The organism is Sphingobium sp. SCG-1, from assembly GCF_002953135.1.
Taxonomy (GTDB): Bacteria; Pseudomonadota; Alphaproteobacteria; order Sphingomonadales; family Sphingomonadaceae; genus Sphingobium.
Genome location: NZ_CP026372.1, coordinates 3,901,733 through 3,921,931 on the forward strand (window position 1 = coordinate 3,901,733; position 20,199 = coordinate 3,921,931).

15 protein-coding genes and 2 pseudogenes are annotated in these 20,199 nt (G+C 59.6%); 10 read left to right on the forward strand and 7 right to left on the reverse strand.

The features are described from left to right. Positions 1 to 95: 95 nt before the first annotated feature. Positions 96 to 1,393, reverse strand: a pseudogene (locus C1T17_RS18030) (OB-fold nucleic acid binding domain-containing protein); the annotation flags it as partial. Positions 1,394 to 1,546: 153 nt separating this feature from the next. On the opposite strand from C1T17_RS18030, the gene C1T17_RS18035 reads away from it, so the two are divergent. After that, positions 1,547 to 2,140 carry a hypothetical protein gene (locus C1T17_RS18035; RefSeq protein ID WP_104954628.1) on the forward strand — a complete coding sequence of 198 codons (594 nt, stop codon included), beginning with the start codon at positions 1,547 to 1,549 and terminating at the stop codon, positions 2,138 to 2,140. A gap of 10 nt (positions 2,141 to 2,150) precedes the next feature. Here the strand turns inward: C1T17_RS18035 and C1T17_RS22160 are convergent. Then, positions 2,151 to 2,882, reverse strand: a pseudogene (locus C1T17_RS22160) (ImuA family protein). Positions 2,883 to 3,295: 413 nt separating this feature from the next. Here C1T17_RS22160 and C1T17_RS21785 point away from each other — a divergent pair. The 5 genes from C1T17_RS21785 to C1T17_RS21800 all read left to right on the forward strand — a co-directional run bounded on the left by C1T17_RS21785 (position 3,296) and on the right by C1T17_RS21800 (position 7,956). Further along, the gene (locus C1T17_RS21785) at positions 3,296 to 3,475 is read left to right on the forward strand and encodes a hypothetical protein (RefSeq protein ID WP_223262679.1); all 180 of its coding nucleotides are present in this window, start codon (positions 3,296 to 3,298) and stop codon (positions 3,473 to 3,475) included. 79 nt (positions 3,476 to 3,554) lie between these two features. Beyond that, on the forward strand, positions 3,555 to 3,827 hold the full coding sequence (locus tag C1T17_RS21790; protein ID WP_223262680.1) for an SOS response-associated peptidase family protein: 273 nt from the start codon (positions 3,555 to 3,557) through the stop codon (positions 3,825 to 3,827). Between the two features lie 349 nt (positions 3,828 to 4,176). Continuing rightward, entirely contained in the window at positions 4,177 to 7,419 is a 3,243-nt protein-coding gene (locus tag C1T17_RS18050; protein ID WP_104954629.1) for a TonB-dependent receptor domain-containing protein, read from the forward strand. Positions 7,420 to 7,485: 66 nt separating this feature from the next. Further along, positions 7,486 to 7,638, forward strand: a complete 153-nt coding sequence (locus C1T17_RS21795) for a hypothetical protein (protein ID WP_223262681.1) — start codon at positions 7,486 to 7,488, stop codon at positions 7,636 to 7,638. 141 nt (positions 7,639 to 7,779) lie between these two features. Next, entirely contained in the window at positions 7,780 to 7,956 is a 177-nt protein-coding gene (locus tag C1T17_RS21800; RefSeq protein WP_223262682.1) for a hypothetical protein, read from the forward strand. Positions 7,957 to 8,389: 433 nt separating this feature from the next. Here C1T17_RS21800 and C1T17_RS18060 read toward each other — a convergent pair whose 3' ends face one another. The 3 genes from C1T17_RS18060 to C1T17_RS18070 all read right to left on the reverse strand — a co-directional run bounded on the left by C1T17_RS18060 (position 8,390) and on the right by C1T17_RS18070 (position 11,749). Then, positions 8,390 to 9,706, reverse strand: coding sequence for a tetratricopeptide repeat protein (locus C1T17_RS18060; RefSeq protein ID WP_104954630.1), 1,317 nt, complete (start codon positions 9,704 to 9,706; stop codon positions 8,390 to 8,392). 138 nt (positions 9,707 to 9,844) lie between these two features. Next, positions 9,845 to 10,669 (reverse strand): class I SAM-dependent methyltransferase, encoded by an 825-nt coding sequence (locus C1T17_RS18065; protein WP_104954631.1) that lies wholly within the window; start codon positions 10,667 to 10,669, stop codon positions 9,845 to 9,847. Positions 10,670 to 10,771: 102 nt separating this feature from the next. Continuing rightward, positions 10,772 to 11,749, reverse strand: a complete 978-nt coding sequence (locus C1T17_RS18070; protein WP_104954632.1) for an AraC family transcriptional regulator — start codon at positions 11,747 to 11,749, stop codon at positions 10,772 to 10,774. Between the two features lie 688 nt (positions 11,750 to 12,437). Here C1T17_RS18070 and C1T17_RS18075 point away from each other — a divergent pair. Next, entirely contained in the window at positions 12,438 to 14,813 is a 2,376-nt protein-coding gene (locus C1T17_RS18075; protein ID WP_104954633.1) for a TonB-dependent receptor, read from the forward strand. A 97-nt stretch (positions 14,814 to 14,910) separates the two neighbouring features. After that, a complete protein-coding gene (locus tag C1T17_RS18080; protein ID WP_104954634.1) occupies positions 14,911 to 15,960 on the forward strand; it encodes a tyrosine-protein phosphatase in 1,050 nt (349 codons plus the stop codon). A 660-nt stretch (positions 15,961 to 16,620) separates the two neighbouring features. Here C1T17_RS18080 and C1T17_RS18085 read toward each other — a convergent pair. Next, on the reverse strand, positions 16,621 to 16,941 hold the full coding sequence (locus tag C1T17_RS18085) for a hypothetical protein (RefSeq protein ID WP_104954635.1): 321 nt from the start codon (positions 16,939 to 16,941) through the stop codon (positions 16,621 to 16,623). Positions 16,942 to 16,979: 38 nt separating this feature from the next. Continuing rightward, positions 16,980 to 17,846, reverse strand: a complete 867-nt coding sequence (locus C1T17_RS18090) for a 23S rRNA (adenine(2030)-N(6))-methyltransferase RlmJ (RefSeq protein WP_104954636.1) — start codon at positions 17,844 to 17,846, stop codon at positions 16,980 to 16,982. A gap of 657 nt (positions 17,847 to 18,503) precedes the next feature. Here C1T17_RS18090 and C1T17_RS18095 point away from each other — a divergent pair. Together C1T17_RS18095 and C1T17_RS18100 are read left to right on the forward strand one after the other, a co-directional pair. Then, positions 18,504 to 19,046, forward strand: coding sequence for a hypothetical protein (locus tag C1T17_RS18095; RefSeq protein ID WP_104954637.1), 543 nt, complete (start codon positions 18,504 to 18,506; stop codon positions 19,044 to 19,046). Further along, a complete protein-coding gene (locus C1T17_RS18100) occupies positions 19,043 to 20,197 on the forward strand; it encodes a lysozyme inhibitor LprI family protein (RefSeq protein WP_104954638.1) in 1,155 nt (384 codons plus the stop codon). Before C1T17_RS18095 ends, C1T17_RS18100 begins: the two co-directional genes overlap by 4 nt. Positions 20,198 to 20,199: the final 2 nt, after the last annotated feature.

Here is a 20,199-nt window from a genome sequence, read left to right on the forward strand (position 1 = left end):
TGGTGCGATCCAGTACGATCAGATCATCAGGTTAGCAGCCCGCCTGGAACGCCAGCACATCATCGATCGAGCCGTGCAGCCACCGGTCATGCCCATCAGCATGCAGCAGCACGGGCACAAGAGCAGCGAACGGCAGGAATGTAGATGTCGCGGATCGGTCGCACGAGCGGCCTCTCCTGGGATCACCCGGGTCTGGTGCAAGACCATTCTTCACAACGTCGGCGCGACCGACGCGGTAGATGTCGGCGACATCGCTGCGGCTGCCGACGCTCGCAAGCATGAACGACATATCTTCAAGCCGCTGGGCGAGGACATGGATCACTTCCCCTTCCCGCTGTACCTGGCCACGCACGCCCATCATGGATGCACCGAGCACGGTGCGGCGGTTCTTCTCGAACACTGTGGTCCAGACGACCAGATTGGCGACATCACTCTCGTCTTCCAGCGTGATGAACATGACGCCCTTGGAGGAACCGGCTTCTGGCGCAAGAGAACAAGTCCGGCCAGGTTTATCCAGCGTTCATCCTTGATCGACTGCAGATCAGCGCAACGGATCATGTTGCGCGCTTTCAAGTCCTCCCAAGAAACGCCAGCGGATACGCGCGCAGCGACCGGCTGGAGGCGCTATAATCCTCCACCACTTCCGCTCCTTCCGCCATGGGCGTAAGACGCACCTGCGGTTCGATGGCTTCGGCGCGTAATTTGCCTTCTCGCTCGCCGGCTGCAGCAAACAGCGGGAGCGCGGCGTTGCCCAAGCCCTTGCCCCCCCACAGGCTTGCCCGCCGGGAAAGATCGAGCGATCCAAAGCCATCGGCTTCGCCGATTCGGTCGAGCGCGCCGCGCCTGATGTTCGCGCGCCGCTGGATCTCCTCGACACTGGCGTAGAACTGGTCACACCTCGCACCGGCATCGCTGTTGGACAAGTCCCGCACCATGCGCGGGCCCAGCCGCACCGCCTTGTAACGACCGCGAGCGTTTTCGAGCGTACATTCCCAGCGGCTGCGGTTGACATCTATCGGACGTATCTCGACGCCATGCTGGCGCGCATCGCGCACGATCTGCGCCGGCGCATAGAAGCCCATTGGTTGGGCATTCAGCAGCGCCGAGCAGAAGGCGTCCGGATGGTGGCACTTCATCCAGCTGCTGGCATAGGCGATCAGCGCAAAGCCGGCGGCATGACTCTCCGGGAAACGTAGGAGCCAAAGCCCTCGATCTGCTTGAAGGTCTTCTCGGCAAAGTCATGGTCGTAGCCGCGTTTGACCATGCCATCGATCAGCTTTTCGCGAAAATGGCTGACGCCATCAGTCAGCTTGAACGTCGCCATTGCCCGGCGAAGGAGATCGGCTTCACTGGCAGTAAACCGCGCCCACTCGATCGCGACTCGCATCGCCTGCCCGTCGACACGATGAAAGTAGCAGTCGAGCCGGCGAGCGCCCTGACCGATCTGCCCAAGATGCTCGATCTCCGCGGCAAGGTCACCCATCACCTGCGCAAAGGCTTCTGCCGTCGACAAAGGCTCCATGAAGTCACGGCGGCTGCTCGGCAAATGATCGGGGAAGATCGGCTGCGGTGGTTCGGGGGCAAGGCCCAGCGCCTGATCCAGCCGGCGGTGCAGATTGCGTCCGAACCTTTTGGCGAGCGGTCCGCGTGGAGTGGCGGTGATCTGCTCTACGCGCTCGAACCCCAGCTAGCGCAATCCATCAACGGTAACGGCATCCAATCGGAGCGCCGAGACCGGCAGCAACGCCATCGCCTTGCGATGCTCGCCCGGCAGGATGGTCGTTGGTCTGCCGGACGGCACATGCTGCGCGACGGCATGCGCACAGCCCGCCTATTGGCAACTGCAATCTGTACGCCAAGGTCAAAGGCAGCGACACGCCGGGGCAGATCTTTGAGGAGCGCGCGTTCATTGTCGAACCGCTGCGCGCAGCCGGTGATGGCGATCCAGGTGCCGTCCGGCGGATCGGGTGAGACAATCGGCGTCAGGATCGGCATCGACGACGTGCAGATCAGCGCTAAGCATCCGCGCCTGCGTGATCGTCGTGCCAGGCATGATGCCAAGCCTGCGCGCTGCCTCATCGACCGGCGCGATGATGCGCCGCACATGGTCGGGCATTGCCGTCACCAGCGGCAGCTTTAGTTTACCTGCTTCAGGCGGCGACTTGGCGGTCTTCTGCCGCAGCCGGTCTGTCGACCAGTGCGGCAGGAAGAGCGATACAACCCTGCGCATCAGCGCCGTCCACGATCCAGCTGTACGGCGTGCCACCGCGCACACGTTCCAGCGCGACATGCCAGTGCGGCCGACCGAGGCTCGGGATACCAAGGGGGGCGCTAGGATGCGCGGCTATGCGCCACCGCGTCACCGCCGCCGTGCCTTGTGCAAGAACCTCCGGCTTACAGGCGCGGCGGAACACGAACGCGGTGACGCCGGACGCTTCCGCTGCAAGTTGCAGACGCTTCGACGCCGCTGTCGAATAGCGGCTGACTTCACCGACCACAACCGTGATGCCGACATGACGCAGGCATTCTTCCACGGCCAAAAGCACGTTCGTGTTGCTGCCGGCCTCGACATACACCACGCGATCAGGAGTTAGCCCGGCCAGGTGCAGGGCCGGCGCAAACAGTTTTGCGCCAGCGCAGGCATCAGAATACTGATCCCTTCATCCTCGCCAGCGTGCCCTCAGGAAGATCGTGGCACTGGCACCGTGGGCTAAATCGACGCTGCCCGCTATCTCATGTAGCGCGCCTGCTGCTATGCTGCCGCCCGGCAGGCGCTGATCTATCGTATCGACGCCGAACGGCAGAACCGCATGCCGCGCCGCCACGCCTTCGATCGCGGCGATATGCGCCCGCAGCGTATCGATGCCGTTGGCTTGGCGCATGATCGGTCAAGACTCAGAATAAGCGTTATGTTCCTCTTATGTCCTTATCCTGCGGAGCATTCGTCAAGTCGTAGGTCGGCGCCAGACCGCGACGTACCAAGCAGCCGTGGCGCACATCCGCCATTCTCGCGCCTGCAATTATTTTTTGAGGCGTGAGCTTCGGCATACGCAATGCCGATAACGTCATCCCTCTGTTGTACGCTGGCAACCTGTAGGTACATGCATATGTACAGCGCATGTATGGAAGGCCCTCAGCGCGTCCGACCATTGGCGGATCGCTCAGGCCATGCGATGATCCGACCATGTACAATCTTTAACAGGCTAAGAAACCCGCCGCCGAGATTGCCGCGCTGTTCGGCGCGCAGATCTCGGCCCTTCAACGCGCCGACGAGACAGTCCCTGGCCGACCCGGCATGGTGGTACGCGAGCAGGCCGGCGAGTGCACCCTCCAGTCAATGACATGGGGCTTTCCGTTGCCGCAGAAGAGCAAGCGCACGGGCTTGCCGATCAAGCCGCTGCCAGTGAACAACGTCGCCGATGTGACCAAGCCCATGTGGCGCGGCATCGCACCAAGCCGCGCTGGTGCTGCCTGATCCCGGTCACCGCCTTTGCAGAAGCAGCAGGCGAGAAGGGTCACAAGACACAGACTGGTCCCGGGTAAAAGGCGAGGACGTGTTCGCTTGGGCCGGGTTCTGGCGCGAGAGCAGCGAGTGGGGGTCGGTTTACACAGGCCTCATGACCGACTGCAACGAGGCCATACGCCCCGTACACGATGGCATGCCGGTGCTGCTGATGCGGCATAAATATAAGCAGTGGTTGCATGGCACGATCGAAGACGTAGTCGGCTTCCAGTCACGTTGCTTTCCGGACGACCTGATAGATATCGAGTGGACCAGCGAACCCTGGTTGAAGGCTAAGAGTGACGTTGCAGCGGCTCTGCTCTGATCCCCCGTCAACTTCCATACCCCCATCCGATGCGGTCATGGTGGCTCCTTCCCTTACGTAACCCTCGATTTTTTCTCGCCAAACCCCCACGACATCTCAAAAAAGTATCCATAACGACAACAAAAAAATGGCTGTCTATGTTGCAGGAAATCATTGTTGCGCTTTCATCCGCATACATGCTTCAAAAATTTCATTACGGCTCGGAAAGCGTGTGCCATGGACGCCACAGTGTTGATAAATAAATCTTTTTCCCGAAGTTAGAATAACATTAACGTTGAAGAGTTGTCAGCGATCAAGACAGAATGGTCCCATCGGCGCTTCAGGCGCATCTATCATTCAGGGAACCACAATGTTAAAAAGCAATTTATTCGCCGCGAGCGCGCTCGTCGGTACGCTTGCGCTTTTGCCGTCCATTGCAATCGGGCAGACGGCTTCTGCTGATGTTCCGGCCGACACAACAGCGACCACTACCGCGCCCGCGCCTGACGCAGCGGACGATAGCGGTTCCATCGTGGTAACGGGGTCGCGCATCCGCCGTCCGAATATCGAGTCCGGTGCGCCGATCACCACCGTTACCGGCGCGGAGTTCTTCCAGACGGGCAAGGTCTCCGTGGGTGACATCCTGAACGAATTGCCGCAACTCGCCACCACGTTCAGCCAGCAGCAGTCAACGCGGTTTCTGGGTACGCGCGGTTTGAACCTCATCGATCTGCGCAATCTCGGTACGCAGCGTACGCTGGTTCTAGTTAACGGTCGCCGCCATGTTGCGGGCGACGTTCTGAACAGTGGCGTTTCCCCCGACATCAATACGCTGCCTACCGACCTGATCGAGAGCGTGGACGTCATCACGGGCTACGGCTCGGCCGTGTATGGTTCGGACGCGATTGCGGGCGCTGTGAACTTCAAGCTGAAGCAGAATTTCGAAGGCCTGCAGTTGCGCGGTCAGTCCGGCATCAGCCAGTATGGCGATGGCGGGAACCAGTATGTCTCCGCTCTGGCCGGCACGAATTTTTCCGACGGTCGCGGCAACATCGCGGTCAATCTGGAATATGCGCAGCAGAGCAAGTTCTTCGCGTCCGGTCGCAGGAAGCTTCGTCAGAATGACGGCCTTGTAGTGGTAGATTCTGACACCGGTGCCAGTTCCGATGGCAACCCGGATCGCGTCTTCCTGCGCGACATCCGCTCCACGACGATCTCGCTGGGTGGCCTGACCAACATTCCAAGCGCGACGGGTGCGTGCGGGCGTAGCGCCACGGGCGCGGCCTTCAACTGCATCTCGTTCTTCCAGCCTGATGGTACGCTGGTGCCTGTGACCGGTGAGCGCGTCGGCCTTGCCCCGAACGGCAGCTTCATCGGCGGCAATGGCTATTCGGGTCGTGAAGGCCAACTGCTTGCGCTCTCGCCGCGGCTTCAGCGTTTTTCGGCCAACATCCTTGGCCACTTCGACGTGTCCGACGGCTTCAAGCCATTCTTCGAGGGCAAGTATGTGCGCTCTGTAGCGCAGGGTTCGCAGAGCGGTCCGTTCTTCGCGCAGGGTACCACGCAGGGTGATCCGGGTCCGGTGAACCGTGAGCGGATTGCCCTTAATAACCCGTATCTCAGCGATCAGGCCCGCAGTGCGCTCTTAGCGCAGCTTCTGCCTGCTACCGTTAACGCCAACACGGGCGCGGCTTTCACGCAGGCTACCGACGACGATGGCAATCCGGATGGTCCAACGCCCGAGGCGCAGCTTGCGGCACAGCGCGCGGCCATTGCAAATGGCACCTTCCGCTTCAACTTGCGCCGCAACTGGCTCGACCTTGGGATTCGCGACGAGCGGATCACGCGTGAGACGTTCCGTGGCGTAGTCGGCGTGCGTGGCGACTTCAACGACGACTGGAACTACGAAGTTTCGGCAAACTACGGCGTGCACCGCGAGAAGAACAAGATCATCTCGAACGTCAACGTGCAGCGTTATTTGCTGGGCATCGACACCACCCGTAACGCCGCTGGCCAGATCGTCTGCCGCTCGCAGGTCGATCCGTCTGCCGCCGTCGCCTATGTGCAGGATGCCGATGGCAATGCGGTGGATCCCGTCCGGCTTGCGGCGGACATAGCCGCTTGCCAGCCGATCAACCCGTTCGGCGAAGGCTCCGTCAGCCAGGCCGCGCGCGATTATGTTACGGTGGACTCCCGCGCCAGCGGCAAGATCACGCAGTTCGTGGCGAGCGGCTTCGTCGCGGGCGATCTTAGCCAGTTGTTCGAGCTGCCGGGCGGACCGATCGGCTTCTCGGTCGGCGGTGAATATCGGCGCGAGACTTTGAAGTATGAACTCGACGATCTCACCCAGCAGGGATACGCCTTCTACAACGCCATTCCGTCCTTCAGCGCGCCGTCGTTCGAAGTGAAGGAAGTGTTTGGCGAAGTGCGCGTTCCGATCCTGAAGGACACGCCGTTCTTCCGGGAACTGACGCTTTCCGGTTCGGGCCGTATCTCGGACTATAAGGGTGCGACCGGGACGGTCTATTCCTACGGTGGTGAGCTTAGTTGGCGTCCGATCGACGACATCCGCTTCCGTGGCAGCTACACGCGGGCGATCCGTGCGCCCAACCTGACGGAGCTGTATTCCGCGCAGGGGCAGAACTTCGCGCCCGCACCTAATGATCCCTGCTCGGCGCGCAACATCAACGCCGGTTCCTCCAATCGCGCTGCAAATTGCGCCGCGGCTGGCGCGCCTGCCGGATATGATTTTGTATACACGCAGTCGCTGGAAGTGCTGTCGGGCGGCAATCCGAACCTGACCGAGGAAACGTCGGACAACTACACGATAGGTGCGGTATTCACGCCGCGTGCCGTGCCGGGCCTCTCGCTGACCGTCGATTATTACGACATCACCGTGAACAAGGTGATCTCCGCGATCGACGAGCAGACCATCCTCAATAGCTGCTATGACTCTGCAACACTCGACAACGCGTTTTGCAGTCTCTTCACGCGTGCGGGCGCCAATGGCGGACCGCGCGGTGAAATACCGTTCCAGGTGCTCGAAGGATCATTGCTGGCGGCAACCTTCAACTTCGCGAAGTTGAAGGCGCGCGGCATCGACGCGGAACTGGCGTACCGGCACGACTTCGGTTCGTTCTCGGGAAGCTTCCGGGCGAATTACACGCGCGTGCTGGAGCGCAACGACTTCCTCGACCCCAACGATCCAAGCTTTGCGGATCGTATCCTGAGCGAAGTCGGCACGCCCAAGGATCGTCTGACGGCGAATGTGGATGCGACCTTCGACAAGTTCACGCTTGGCTATCAGGTCCGCTGGGTCGGCAAGCAGGTGTTCGGTGATGCGGAAAACACCTATTCGGTGAACGGGGAAGCGCCCCAGAATCCGGATTATTCCGATCCCCGCTTCTACGGCAATGTCTTCTACCACGACATCCGCGGCGAAGTGGCCGTCAACGATCAGTTCGCGCTGTATGGCGGCATCGACAACCTGACGAACCGCTTCGCTCCATTCGGATCGACAGGCATCGGTGCAGGCTCAGATAACGTGGGTAATACCGGCCTTTATGAAAACAAGGGCCGTTCGTTCTACGCCGGGTTCCGCGCGAAGTTCTAACTTTTCTTACCCAATACTTTATGAAGGCCGGTGCATTGCGCCGGCCTTTTTCTTGGAATGCTGAGGGTGTCAAAAGGAACAACGACGATCACGTGTAGCGGTATAACCGGAGGCACCTCAACCCTCGTCAACGTCGGCGATGTCAAGACCGATGGCGTCGATGCGGCATTCACTCTTCGCGTGGGGCAGACCTTCTCGCTCTATAATGCGATCTCTTAAAACCTCTCAGAATATCAGAATGACTACACGTCCACGGCCCTTGGTATCGGCGCAGCAAGCGACACCTGCATTGGGGGTTTCCTCGTTGTGGGTGGTATCGTGCCCACTTGCGGCAAGCAATTGCCGAGCACGCCCAAATGGATGAACAAGACGGTCGCCACCTTGTCAGCCGACCCGTTTGAGCTTCAGCTAATTGGTGACTATGTCCGCCGTCGATTCAGCAGCTTCACCAACGATGCCAGCGTGAAGTCCAATTTCCTGACCTCGCTGCGGGTGCCGGACGCGTGCCGGACGGCGTCCTGCCTTTGCGCAAGGTGAACTAGCGGTCAACGTGACGAACCCGACCGACAAAAGGGTGTCTCGACGCTTTCGATCGGATCGGCGACCAACAGCTACTCTGCCTATCCTATCGCGCCACGCCAATGGTTCCTGACGCTGTCAGCCGCATACTGATAAACTCAGGCGCATTCTAGTGGGGCACGCCGATCGCTAGAATGCGCCTGATATTCACTTCAAGACTTACAATTATCGCATCGTGAGGCAGCTTAAGGGAGGTCCGCGCCCGGCCTGTTGAGATTCATCCTTCCGCCACGGATTCGTAATTACAAGCAAAATATCGAAGCTTGCAGCGCGTCGGTTTGGTGAAATCGACCCTTCCACGACATTCAGACCATGATTTTGATTGTCTAGCTGCAGACCGTCCGGTTCTGGCAGCGTCTGTCGCTCGGGTCATTTCATCTCCAACCGGCCATCACATAACGTCGGCTTTTGCTGCCAACCGTTTTGCCCAAGGACTATTGGGTTTCTGATGATGGCGTTCGGTTGCCAAGGCGACCTCCTCCGCACGTAAATTGCCTTTGCGCGCCGCATGCAACGCGGTGAGCGATAAAATGTCGCGCTGTGCGTGCGAGCCGCCAAATCCATGCACAAATGGGCGAACCGCCAAAATGTCCCGAGTGGCATCGGCATATCGGCCCTGCTCATAGGCTAAGAAGGCTTCGGCCAATGGCAACCCGACAGTGCGTGCCACGTGACCGTTGTCGTCATCCACCTGCGCAGCTACTCGCAACGATGCCAGGCAGCGATCGACTCGCTCCCATTGCCCTGCACCTAAAAATGCCACGATCGCATGCACGTCGTTGAACGCGTAGTGCCGGTCGTCTATCGCCCGCACCCAGCAGTCGGCGAGTTGACCGAACCGGTCGCCCGTATCCACATCATCGAGGTGCAGGCGCCAAAGCAAGGCGGACGCATCGATCCATTCCAACACGACATTCGCTTTCGTGTCAGGTCGGATGTGGCTGTCATACAGTGACAAGGCGGCGGCATGATCGTCCTGATCGAGGTGGAATAAGGCAAGATGCCACCAATTGTGGTAAGAAAAGCCGTTGCCTGGGGCCAGCGCCTTCCTGTTCCGGCGCAACCACACGATGCCACGATCGGTGTCGCCGCGCATTTCATGCACATGAGCAACGGCATGAACGGCCCAGGCGTCGCGATCCTCAAGACTAGCCGCTTCCTCGCCAAGTTCCAGAGCGCGATCATAGTCGCCGCATTCTTCAAGCCCAAAGGCAGCCATGCCTGCGACGGCATGATAACCCTCGTCCTGGTGATGGATCGCCTTCAGAGCGCGCAATGGCTCGTCCCGCAGTCCGGTCGAGTTGCCTAGGTAGAAATTGCCGACATGAGAGCTTTGCAGTGAGATGAGATCGCGCGGGTTTTGCCGAGCGATCGCCGTAAACGCTTCCACGCCCTTCACGGTCCGTCCCGAAGCCCAATCCCTGCACGCGGCGAGCTGTGCACGCTCCTGCTCAGTGCCGCCTCTCGCCAGGCCTTCAGCTATCGAGCGCTCCGCTTCCGGCAAGTAGGCACGATCGGCCTGCAAGATCAAAATGGCTGCGCGCGCTGCCCAGGCGGCGGTGAAGCCGGGATCATGGGTTATAGCATTGTCGAGTGCAGTAATCGGATCGCCTTTGTAAAGGCGCATCAGCAACAAGGCCTCATCGTAATGCGCGAGTGCCGCGTTGGAGGATGTCGAGACGGTGTTGCCATATCGGTCTTGCAACATAATAGATTCCTTCTGAAAAGCTCCGGTCAGCCGATCGGCCGACGAAGCGGAGACCGAGCAACTGCATCAGGTGTTTAAGCTGCCTGGCATGATTGCTACGGATGTTCGGGCTCAGGCCTTCGTAAGAGCAGGGAGCGATCATTTCTGGACCACTACCTTCAGGTAGGTCGCCGGAATTTCGGTCCGGAAAGCTCCGCCACGATTTTCGATTTCGAAGAGCCGTCCCAGTTCGGCCTGAAGTTCCGTTCGCTTGCCATCGCGTTCGGCCGCATCGAAGGCGTTGATGGTCGGCCCATAATAATTCCGGAAGAGTGCCAGAAATGCAGAGGGTGAGCCGGGATAGCGGAACGTGTAACTCCCGCGCGTGCACATGATCCTGTCATTGCAAATCCCGGCCTCCCCAAAACGTTCGCGGACAATATCTTCCACACCCCAGGTGACCGGGCTGACGAAACCTTCCGGAGGAGGAGGCGTGTAGGCGCCGCAAATCTGGAGAATGCGAGCGATCAGCGTGGGATCGCCGGGAATCCAATTGCCCATGACGATGCGGCCGCCAGAGCGCGTAACCCTCACCATCTCGCGCGCCGTATCGAAAGGACGCGGCGCAAACATCGCACCGAACATGCTGACGATCAGATCAAAACTATGATCAGCAATGTCATCCAGCGACGAAGCGTCGCCTTCCTGGAAACGAAGATTTGTAAGTCCTGCCGTTCGAGCACGCGCGTTGCCCGCCGCGACTAAGTTCGAGGCGATATCCACACCGAGCACGTTGGTGCCCAAACGGGCGGCCGGAACGGCAGTCGTGCCATCCCCGCACCCCAGGTCGAGGACGTTTATGCCGGGGACAATGTCAAGATCGTTGATAAGCTCTTCCCCGCTCTCGCGCATGGTTTCGGCAAGGCGTGTAAAGTCGCCTTTCTCCCATAAGGCCTTGTTCGGATTGATCGTTGAAACTGTCATCGTCCTGCTCCACTTGACTGCGTAGCCTGTTAGGCGCGCAGCGTGCGCCAAGATATGGCTCGACAACCGGGAAGATTGACCGAAACGCCGTCATCCGGGATTTCAGGCGGCGACTTGTATGTCGTGCGCCACCCTCGCCTGTTCATCGGTGCGCCGTTTCCACGCCGCAGGCGGTTCGCCATATTCGCGCTTGAAGGCGCGGTTGAACGCGGCCTCCGAACCGAAACCTACGCTATAGGCGATGGTCGCGGTCGTATCGTTTCCATCCATCAGGCGAGTGGCTGCCACCCGCATGCGCCAGCGTGCACAGTAGCGCATGGGTGGCTCGCCGATCAGCTCTGCGAAACGTTCGCCCAGAACTGTTCGCGATACGCCCGCTTCACGCGCCAGTGTCTCGACGTCGAGATCATGGGCATAGCGCGCATGTATAACCGAAAGCGCCCGGGCGACCGCCGGGTCCTTAATAGCCGTTAACCAGCCGCTCTTATCTTCGCCAAGGTCGTCGACATAACGCCGTACGGCTTGGACAAACAGCAGTTCCGAGATTTTCGCGACCATGGTAGGGCTGGCATGCCATTCCCCGGACGCAACGTGCAGCGAGCTGGATACCCAGTCCGCCGCATGAGAATCTCGGTCGACAAGCAGCATTGCCGGCAAAGCATCGAGGAGCGGGTGAGATCCGCTCAGTACGCCGAGCCAGCCACAATAGCAGTGGGCTTCCTCGCCGCCGAAATCCATGTTGATACTGTTAACAGCGCCGCCGGCGCCACGACTCACATAGGCGGCAATATCCGCCGGCTCCAGACCTGCCTTGGTGAAAAGATGATGCGGGTCGTTGCGTGGAAACAAGACCAAAGATCCTTCGCTGACTTCAGCGGTGGCTCCTCCGGGAATTGACGCAAATACGCGGCCCTTACGTACGAAGTGATAGGAAATTATTCGCTCGGGAACGGGGAAATATGGGGCGCAATGTCCGGGCTGAAACTGCGACAGAAGGCACCAGTCACCGCGCGTTCTCGCATCGAACACGACCCCGCCATTTAGGCGAAGCGACGTAAGAATGTCATCCAGCGCATCCACCGAACTGCGCTCCGGTACGCTAAAATGCTTTTGCTTAGTGAAGTTTTGTACCGCATTTCTAAAGATCCCGGGAGTCCTGAATTACAAACCCTTATCCCACGCCAGCGCAAAGTCGGATGGCACCCTTGATTCAAAGAGGCATTCACCCACAGGCCACAAAAAGATAGGTAGTTCGATAGGAGCGTCGACTGAGATCAATCACCTACGACGTCCTTCACTATGTAGCGGACGGCAGACAAGTCCACCTAGTATCCGGCAGCGGACGACCAACATACGCTATTCTCCAGCAGGGGCGGGAATGGCGGCTCCTTCTAAGACCGGTGTTCGCCCGAGATATATCTGCAGGGCAGCAATGCGCCAAACTATAGATGGTGCCATTCCTAGTGGGCACGCCTGATAGGCCGCATCGTAGAATGGGCGCGTGGCATGATTCCTTAGCCACTCCGAACCTTGCAAGTCCGATTCGCAACAGACTCCCGCGTTTATCGGGTGCAGCCACAGATTATTGCTAGGATCGGCATCCGACGATCGAAGATTAGCCTGCCATGGGTGCTGGGGCCGTCCATTATTGAATAAGACGCTAAAGTGCCGCTGGTCGGTAACCGATCGGTCCCTCAGACGAAACAATCGTCTTCTAACTGCGCGGCAAGGCGGCCTGAAAGGCACGTTTGATCCAAAAGGGGAAATCATGATTAGCACGCGCAGCCGGATGGCCGTTACGGCCTCCAGCCTCCTATTCGCTGCCTTGAGCACTATACCTGCATTCGCTGCGGATCCTGCTGCAGCTGATTCTCCCGTCGAGGGTGCCGGTCTCGACGAGATCATCGTCACTGCGGAGAAGCGCCCGGAAAATCTCCAGCAAACGCCGATATCCATCTCCGTGATGCGCAGCGAAGACCTGGTCAATCGCCATGTCACATCGCTGCTCGACCTAGGCGACGGCGCAATTCCCTCGCTCAAGATCGCCCCCTTCTATTCGCGCAATTCGGCGCTGATCGTGAACATCCGCGGCATCGGTGTACTGTCTGACGGTAACCAGCCTGCACGCGACCAGGGTGTTGGCGTGTACATCGACGGCGTTTATCTGGGCCGCGCCCAAGGATTGGGCACGGCCCTTTTCGACATTCAGAATATTGAGGTCTTAAAAGGTCCTCAAGGAACATTGTTCGGCCGAAATACCGAAGGCGGCGCTGTCAATATTGTGACGAAGAAGCCGTCGGGTGAATTCCATTTCAACGGCACCGGCGGCCTGGGAAATTTCGGCAGCTACAAGGGCGAAGTCCATGTCGACCTGCCCTCCTTCAACAACATTGCGTTGAAGCTCGACGGCGTGATCGCTCGTCGTGACCCGCTGGTGAAGAACCCGCTCGCGGGCTCTGAGGGCTTCAACCAGTATGACAAGCGCGGCCTGCACGTCGAAGCGCTGTGGACCCCAACGTCCAACTTCAACGTGGATTACAGCTTCGATATCTCCAAAGACGAATCAACCTCGCAATATCTGAACCTGATCGCTCCGGGCACGAACAGGCTCGCCGCCGCCGCCACGGTCCAACCCGACCGCGTGCGTACTGCCAATGTCGGCGTGCCGCAGCGGCCAAGCGTGGGCAAAGTTCATGGCCATCGCCTGACATTGGAATGGCAGGCGGCGTCGCAGATCACGCTGAAGTCGATCAGCGCATACCGAGAGCTTAGCCAAAGCCAGTTTGACAATGGATCGGCGGCAAACTCGATGTCGATACCCGCAGCAACGTTCAACCCGGTGATCGGCTTCACCAACTTCCAGTTCGCCCGCGACAGCCTCGCCCAGCTCGACCAGCACCAGTGGAGCCAGGAAGTTCAGGCGATCGGCGATATCGGCCGTGTGAAGTTCGTCGCCGGTGCGCTCTACTATCGCGAACATGTGTCTGACAATGCGCAGGCTTTCAACACGAACACCTTCACCAACGTGGCTGGATCGACCTATACAACCGCGCTGATTGACCCGGCGACGCAACGGATCGACCGCGCCAGTCATGTGACTACCAAGAGTATCGGCGCCTTCGGTCAAGCCACGTGGACGCCGGACATCTGGAACGACGCTTTGCACCTGACCGGCGGTTTGCGTTGGACCAAGGACAGCAAGCATGGCGCGCTGGAGATCGTAAACGGGTTGCTGCCGGTCCCCCGCAGCGGCGTACCGGGTGAGATCGCGCTGGATGCCAGCTGGACGAGGGTCGACCCGATGGTCAACATGGCGGTCGATCTCAGCCGTGACATCCATGTCTATGGCAAATGGTCCACCGGATATAAGTCAGGCGGCGCAAATTCCCGCAGCCAAGAATATGATCCGTTCGATCCGGAGTCAGTGTCGATCTTTGAAATCGGAGCCAAAACCGAATTTTTCGACAACCACGCGCGCTTCAATATTGCCGCCTATGCCGGCGACTACAAAAATATCCAGGTCGATTTCAGCCGCCCATTCGAAACCGGAGGTGTACGCCAGACCCGCACGACATTGTCGACAGTGAACGCGCCGGGCAAGGGGAAGCTGCGCGGCGTGGAAGCGGAACTGACCGTCAACCCACTAGAGGGCCTGACGCTTTCCGCCTCCTATGCATATCAGTACGTCCGTATCCCCGCGGCGGTAAACCCATATCCAAATGCCGCCGGCGTTATCAGCACCTTGGCGGTGCCGATCTACCAGACCTACACGCCTGAGCATTCGGCAAGCGGCGCGATCGACTATGAGTTACCGCTCAATGGCTTTACCATTCGGGCACATCTCGATGGAAATTACGACGGTGGCTATTATTCCAACGCTACGGACCCGGTCTATGTCGGACCTGGCTCCGCGGCGAACGTCTATCAGCCGCGAACTGATAAAGCGTTTATCGTAAATGGTCGCCTCGCCATCGCAGACGTGGACATGGGCAACTCGGAGGCCAAGATCAGCTTCGCCCTGTGGACCCGCAACCTCTTCAACGAACAGCATTTGTTTTACAAGACGCTCAGCCCGACATCTGGTCTGAGCGGCTTCTTCAACGAACCTCGCACCTTCGGTGGCGAGTTGAACATGCGTTTCTAGACGGACGAGGGAGCGGCTGCAGACCGCGCCTTTCCTCCTTCTTCCAGCATGAGACATAACGCCCCCGCCTCCGCCTTGACAATATAGGAAACTGCACATGACCCGCTCAATCCTGATCCCGATCGTAACCCTGTTACTATCCGGCGCCGCCCACGCGGCCTCCGTCGAAGGGCCATTGGTAACGCGCACGGCGAGCGATGCGCTGACGGTCACCTGGACCGACGACAGCCCCATTGATCTTTTCCTTTCCCCCGATCCGTCGGCAACGGTGGACAAGGCGAAGCTGGTGTCGAAGGATGATCGCGACGGCACGGAAACGGTTAAAGTACCCGCCGGCGAGCGGGTCTATTTCCTGTTGAAAGATCGGAAATCAGGGGAAACAGTACGCGTTGCGGAGCGACTCCTCCCGCTCCAGCAGGGATCGAATTTCCGGGATGTAGGTGGCTATCAAGCCGCAGGCGGCAAGCACGTGCGTTGGGGCCTCCTTTACCGCTCCGGCGGCCAGCCGCTGCTCACCGAAACGGATGTGAAGCAGATCCAGTCGCTTAAATTAGCAAATCTCGTCGATCTGCGGTCAAGCGAGGAACGGGTCATCGCGCCCACTCGCATCGACGGCGTTCCTTACCAGGCCGTCGGCTATCCAATGGCGGCGCTCTCGGGCGGGGGCATGCCGAAAATTGGCGAAGGCGTCTATCGCGTCATGCCAACGATGCTGGCCCCGCAGTTGCGCCTGATTTTCCAGGACATGCTCGCCAAGAAGGGGCCGGTTGCCTACAACTGCTCGGCAGGACAGGATCGCACCGGTTTCGCCACCGCCATAATCCTGTCTGCTCTGGGCGTGCCGCGCGACACCATCGTGGCCGACTATCATCTCTCTACCACCTACCGGCAGCCGGCATGGGAGATGCCAAAGATCGACACCGTAGCGCAGGCGAACAATCCTACCGCAATGTTCTTCGCTAAGTATCAGCAGAACCCGGCCGCTGCGAAGCCCCAGCCCTTGAAGGATCCCGACGGCACCGCGTTCCTGAGCTATGCCTTCGATGAAATTGAAGATCGTTGGGGCTCCGTCGACGCCTATCTGGAGCAGGAAATTGGCCTGACCAGGATAGATATTGCGGCGTTGCGGACCGCGTATTTGGAATAGGAACATCGTACTTCCGGACAGCAACTGAACCGCTGCACGGCAGAATGGCCAGCTATAGCTACAATAGAAGAGAACGCTCGTTCGAGTCTGTTTTTGCCTATCTGCTATGCAAAGGGGACAGTCGACTGACTGCCTACCTTCTCATTCGGGAGCGAGACACTGGCAACCCTAATCTTTCCGCTTATCCCGGAGAAGCCGTCCTTCACCGCCGTGCCCGAGAATGACGGCTTCGTCCCATCTGCCGTCAACCGGTGTCGACCCATTTCGGTCACTCAGAGCCAGATTTTCGCTCACCAGGTGCGGCCGGCCCGCTTTTTTCTGGCTGATGTCGCCCACACCCCGGTCATTCATTAAGCCGAAGCAAGCGTTCGCTTTTGACAGGAACTGACTTCATCCGCCGGATCGCCCTTATCCCATGCCAGATCGAGCCTCATCTGATGACGGATAACTGCGCTTGGCAGCAGGCATCGGCGTCTGAGCCATCCGCTGGCGGTTTCATGCCTGAGGCAACAGCACCTTCCCTGCGGGGTCAATGTCGCGGTGAATGCGAGCAACCTATTCGACAAGCGCTATCCAAGACATGCATCGCCGCGACGGAATGTTATTTCGCGGCGCGCCGGACATCGCTCGTGATGGTAGATGCGTAGGATTTCCGATCCTCTAGTCACCGTTGGCGTCGACCATGAATATCGTCGGCTTGCCCCGCGATGCTGGATCCCATCCTGCTGACAATGCCGCCCGCACGCCTCGCGCGGCAATCGCGTCGTTGATGTGGGAACGTCCTTTCGGCAATCCTTTCAACAGGCGCTTAGGCGTCGGAAATTCCAGCACGGCTTCGCGAGGCATATCTCTCTGGCGCAAGGAGACGGTCATGCCCTTCCAGCCATCGGATGAGGACAGCTGGGGCTCGCTCTGGAGTTCCCAGTCATATTTGAAACCGTCGATTTCGACAGTGCCGCCACGGCCATTCGTATGAAGCATGGGATGCCCTTAACATGCCAGCAGCGGCATTCCACCTTTCATTGGTGCCGAACGGCTTTCTCGACCCCCTCGTTCGTCTGGGTCAACCAATCGGATATAATCTCGCCCTTATGCCCTTCGGGCGCTAGCGCCGCGCGCAAAGCTTCCAACAGCGGCGGCAGTGTCTGCGTGAAAGCGTAGGGCGGATTGACGATATAGAGGCCCGCGCCGTTGTAGATGCCGGGTTGCTCGCTATCGTATAACCAATGCTCCACCCGCAGCAATTTCGGGATACCGAGCTTGCGTAACTGTTCCTTCCACCGCCGATGCGTGGCGCGGTCTTTTAGCGGAAACCAGATCACCGTCACGCCATGCGCCCATTTGCGGCAAGCGGCAGCGAGAGTGGAGGTGATGCGCGCGCGTTCGTCCAGCTGCTCGTAGGGCGGATCGACAACCACCACGCCGCGCGCAGTGCGGGGCGGCAACATAGCCAGCCAAAGTTCGTAAGCGTCGCGTTCATGCACGGCCGCGCTGGTGCCCCGCATCACGCCGCGCAGGGCGGAAGCGTCTTCGGGATGCTTTTCGTTGAGGATCAGGAAATCCTGCGGGCGCAAAAGCTGCGCTAAAATCTGCGGCGAGCCGGGGTAAAGCTGTGGTTCGCCCCCCACATTCACTGCCTGCACGGCGGCGCGGTAATCATCTAGCAAGGGGTTCGTGTCGGCGAAGGCCTGCAGCACGCCCTTCGTGGCCTCGCCGGTGCGTTGAGCTTCGTCACCGCCAAGGTCGTACAGCCCGCAGCCGGCGTGGGTGTCGATCAGAGTCAGCGCGCCCTGCTTATGCTGCAAGGCTCGCACCAAGGCGATAAGCAGGCTGTGCTTCACGACATCGGCGCTATTGCCGGCATGAAAGGAGTGGCGATAATTCATTGTGATTCAAAATCCTGACGATCTGCCTTTACACGAGCTGCTGGACCTTCTGCAAAGCGAAGCTAGGCCATGCCAGTATTGCTCGGCCCGGAAGCCGAGCGCGAGGCGATTGAAGCAACCAATCCGGTGCTCGCATAGCGTCGGGCGGAAACCTTCAAGGCGCTTCGGCGTAAGGCCCAAGCCCGCGTTAGCGATCGTCACCGCAGGCGGAACTACAGCACGCGCCGACGGGCAAATGCCCAGTCCTGACCGAGTGGATATGGCCTGTCCAGAATTGCTTGAGCACGTTGCGGCAAGCGACCCGCGGGCCAACCTCCGCGCATTAGACAGTTCGAGATTGCCAGGTGGTTTGTCACCAAGTGAGAAGGAACTAATAAGAATTCTTGCTGATAGGCAACTAGTTGATCTTCTGACGCGAGACGGCTCATCGAAACATGCCTCGCTTCTTTGGACAACCACTCCTGTCCTAGCTTAGCTGATTCCGTTGAGGATCCGCCGGTGGCGCTTGGCTGAATGAGGCGTCAGCTCCTGTCCCTATCTCAGATGACTCATTCTTGTCATTGCCACACTCCCTTTTCACTCCCAAAAACGGTCCCTCGTTCGTCGCCGTGCAAGCGGCCGCTTCATCCGAAGGCGGTCATTCACTAAGGTGCGATTATGTCACGCGCGCTCCTTCTGCTGATCCTGTTCCTGACACTGACAGGCTGCTGGACCGGGCCGGTACTTTTCACCGCCGCCGATGCTGCCAAATCCCTAAAAGACGGAGCCTATCGCTTGGTAGAAGCGGGATCGAGCGAAACAGGCGGCGATATTTTGCCCATCAGCACCCAGCACGATGGCAGCCTCCTGGTGACAGGCCCGGAACACCCCTGGCGCGTACTGGCCGTTCCGCTGGCGCAAGCGGGACGAGACAGGTTCATCCTCCAACTGCAGCAAACCGATCCCAAGACACCCGAGCGCGCCATGAAGGCGACCTATATGCTGCTCGACATGCGCAGGCAGCATCCTGCCATCACTATCCTTGCCTGCGATGCGGAGACCGCTGCAGCGGTCGAAGCCAGCGACGGCTTCATCGCGCGCGATCCGCAGTCGGCCTCGAGCTGCGGCTTCACTGACGGTGCTGTCCTCAAACAGCGTATCGTCGCAGCGGGGCAAGATCTGTCGAATCCAGATATCGAACTAGTAAGGGTCGGTGAATGAAACATATCCTTCTGATCGTCACCGGCGCGCTCCTGCTGACCGCGGCGACCAACCCTAACCCCGGCCGCACTGCGGCAGCCGAGGGGTCCGGTCCCAGCTTTTCCTGCGTATCGGCGCGCACGGCGGTGGAGAAAGCGGTCTGCGCAGACCCCGCGCTGTCATCGGCAGATCGCGAAATGGCGAGGCTCTTTGCCCTTGCCCGGGCGAGCGCTTTTGGCAGCGGCCCTTCAAATGAACTGGCGGCGCAGCGCCAGGCCCTCACGGACATGCGGTCGTGCGAAGGGGCGGCCGGTTCCCTGCCTATTGGGAAATGCCTCGCGCCTCTCTACACGCGCCGCAATTTCGAGCTTGCGACAGCGATACTGACGCGGGAGCCGGATAAGGCGCTCCCTGTCCTTCGCCGTAACGGACCGGGCTTGGCCCCGGTGCTCGAAGCCATTGCGCTCTGGGCTGCCGAACCGGTCGACGCGTCATGGTCGGCACCGGAGCGGGCAACAAGCCGGAAGCGGATCGCCGCCTTGCTATTGCCTTATCTGACCGCCCTGCAAACAGACGAGGGCCAGTCGTTCGGCTGGTCGATCCTATCACGTCCCGGCGGAGACTCTCCGGCCGTCAACCATATCGACGACATTTTCCGGTCCGACCGCCATCTTGCCGCCTTCCTCAATGTCCTTGGTCCCTATCTGCCCGAAGAGACGGAGGCCGGCGTCATGCTGCGTGGCTTGCCCTGCTCCGCGATCGTCAAGCACCCCGATCTGCTGAATGCGACCGGCGCCGTCTTCGGCTCCACCATGGACAATTTCGGTTTTCGCACGGATTGCGCGCACACCCTGCCCCCAACCCCTGCGCTATTTCAGCTCGACAGGAAGATCCTCGACAGCTGGCCGGCCTGCGACGGCACGATCCGTTTCTCCGCCTATCGAGCCTACGGCGTCACCCTTGATGCCGCTCGCCTCGGACAGTCACTGAAAACGCCGGCCGAAGGTTCCGACCGGCCGCGCGGGATTACCGCAGCGGAGATAGACGGGGTACGCACTGAACTGGCCGGCTACTATGCCAAATATCTTGCTAAGGCACCTGCAGAAGCCAAAACGATGGCGGATAGTGCGATCCGCGCCATACTCTCGGCGGCGCACAGCTGCGGCACCTGAGG

What these genes read in the sequence shown, in the direction of transcription:
- C1T17_RS18035 (WP_104954628.1), top strand. Translation starts at nt 1,547, where the DNA reads ATGATCGGGGAAGATCGGCTGCGGTGGTTCGGGGGCAAGGCCCAGCGC.
- C1T17_RS18065 (WP_104954631.1), bottom strand. Translation starts at nt 10,669, where the DNA reads ATGACAGTTTCAACGATCAATCCGAACAAGGCCTTATGGGAGAAAGGC.
- C1T17_RS18100 (WP_104954638.1), top strand. Translation starts at nt 19,043, where the DNA reads ATGAAACATATCCTTCTGATCGTCACCGGCGCGCTCCTGCTGACCGCG.
- C1T17_RS18080 (WP_104954634.1), top strand. Translation starts at nt 14,911, where the DNA reads ATGACCCGCTCAATCCTGATCCCGATCGTAACCCTGTTACTATCCGGC.
- C1T17_RS18050 (WP_104954629.1), top strand. Translation starts at nt 4,177, where the DNA reads ATGTTAAAAAGCAATTTATTCGCCGCGAGCGCGCTCGTCGGTACGCTT.
- C1T17_RS21800 (WP_223262682.1), top strand. Translation starts at nt 7,780, where the DNA reads ATGAACAAGACGGTCGCCACCTTGTCAGCCGACCCGTTTGAGCTTCAG.
- C1T17_RS18090 (WP_104954636.1), bottom strand. Translation starts at nt 17,846, where the DNA reads ATGAATTATCGCCACTCCTTTCATGCCGGCAATAGCGCCGATGTCGTG.
- C1T17_RS18075 (WP_104954633.1), top strand. Translation starts at nt 12,438, where the DNA reads ATGATTAGCACGCGCAGCCGGATGGCCGTTACGGCCTCCAGCCTCCTA.
- C1T17_RS18060 (WP_104954630.1), bottom strand. Translation starts at nt 9,706, where the DNA reads ATGTTGCAAGACCGATATGGCAACACCGTCTCGACATCCTCCAACGCG.
- C1T17_RS18095 (WP_104954637.1), top strand. Translation starts at nt 18,504, where the DNA reads ATGTCACGCGCGCTCCTTCTGCTGATCCTGTTCCTGACACTGACAGGC.
- C1T17_RS21785 (WP_223262679.1), top strand. Translation starts at nt 3,296, where the DNA reads ATGGTGGTACGCGAGCAGGCCGGCGAGTGCACCCTCCAGTCAATGACA.
- C1T17_RS18085 (WP_104954635.1), bottom strand. Translation starts at nt 16,941, where the DNA reads ATGCTTCATACGAATGGCCGTGGCGGCACTGTCGAAATCGACGGTTTC.